The following is a 1,623-nucleotide window of genomic DNA, read 5'->3' as shown; positions in this document are numbered from 1 at the left end:
GTATTGGAGTGTCCAGCAGACAAAACGAACGAGCGGAACCGTATTCTGTCAGCGAACACTTCAAGAAGTGGGAAAGCTTAGGAATGCCAATGGGTAAGATGTATGAAACCGCGCTAACGACGGTAGAGGGATCTCTTGATTTATGATGAAATAGGAAGGATGTTTACACACAAATAACCCCCTCACATTGACGGGGACTGACCCCATAAGATGAGACAAATAAAAACACCTTCAAGTTTGAATACGGATGATTGTTATCCGAAATTAGACTTGGAGGTGTTTTTTCTATGGGGACAAGAGTGAGTTATCCGGTTGAAGTGAAACAGAAGGCTGTAGAAATGAGATTGGCAGGCGTACCTATGAAAGAGATCATGCAGGAGTTGAATATCAAAAATAATACGCAGATTAAGACATGGGTCAGATGGTATAAGGCTGGTGATACACATCGATTTGAACAGCCTGTTGGTAAGCAATACACTTATGGAAAAGGTCCGGAGTATTCTTCCGAATTAGAGAAACTGCAGGCAGAGAATCGATATCTGAGACAACAGAATGAAGTGTTAAAAAAGTACAACGAATTGGAAAGGAAGTTGATAGCCAAACGTCAGTCGAACTTGTAGAAGAATTGCACAGCACAATGACCGTGCAGGATATCTGTATTCATTTAGGTATCTCTCGCTCGTCTTATTATCGTTGGAAGAAGAATCTGAAGAAAGATCATCCCAAGCGCCATTTAGAAAAACAAATCGGCACGTTGTGCCGAGAGCACCAGTATCGATATGGATATCGAAAAATCACAGCTATATTAAAAAAGAGAATGTGTATTAACCATAAAACGGTTCAGCGTATTATGCAGAAAAATCAGTGGCAGTGCCGGGTTAAGGTGAAAAAGCGCAAGAAGAATGGGCAGCCATATGCCGTGGTCGACAATATATTAGATAGGAACTTTCAGTCTGATCATCCTCTTGAAAAACTAGTAACAGACATCACGTATTTGCCTTATGGACAGAAACAATTGTACCTTTCCAGTATATTGGATGTATATAATGGAGAAGTGATTGCTTTTACGATTGGAGATAAGCAGGACACAGACTTTGTCTTACACACACTTGATCAACTGCCAACACTGCCTGAGAACTGCGTGTTACATAGTGACCAAGGATCTGTGTATACATCTTACGAGTATCAGAAAGCTGTTAAAACAAAAGGCATTACCATGAGCATGTCCCGCAAAGGGACACCCGCTGATAATGCCTCCATCGAATCGTTTCATTCCTCACTAAAGTCTGAAACGTTCTATCTTAACAGCATTGATCGAACCACGACCGCCATCGTAGAACGCACTGTCATAGAATACATTCATTATTATAACAATATTCGTATTCAAACGAAACTAAACAACCAATCACCGATAAATTATCGGCAATTGGCTGTTTAAAAGGTGTTTTGATCCCTGTCTCAAAAACGGGGGTCAGTCCCCATTTTGTGAGGGGTTCTATTTTGTGTCGTAATCCCGTTCGCTTTGAGAGTTATCTCTTTGCTGGCGTTTGTGTTTTTCATCATTCATATTTTCCTTCAGCTCTTCATTAGGAATCGGATCGGTTAAGTCGTTGTGCTCGGGGT

At 41.0% G+C, this 1,623-nt stretch carries 1 protein-coding gene; it reads left to right on the top strand.

Annotation, left to right across the window (positions count from 1 at the left end):
- Nucleotides 1–287: 287 nt before the first annotated feature.
- Nucleotides 288–1,438, top strand: a protein-coding gene (locus ACFRAC_RS36755; protein WP_087614160.1) for an IS3 family transposase whose coding sequence is annotated in 2 segments (ribosomal slippage) — nt 288–561 and nt 561–1,438 — 1,152 coding nt in all. Because the reading frame shifts where the segments join, the coding sequence is not laid out codon by codon here.
- Nucleotides 1,439–1,623: the final 185 nt, after the last annotated feature.

This window comes from Streptomyces sp. NPDC056628 (assembly GCF_042792555.1).
Classification (GTDB): domain Bacteria; phylum Actinomycetota; class Actinomycetes; order Streptomycetales; family Streptomycetaceae; genus Streptomyces.
The sequence above is the reverse complement of the archived record's forward strand: the minus strand, read 5'-3'. Positions and strand labels throughout refer to the sequence as shown.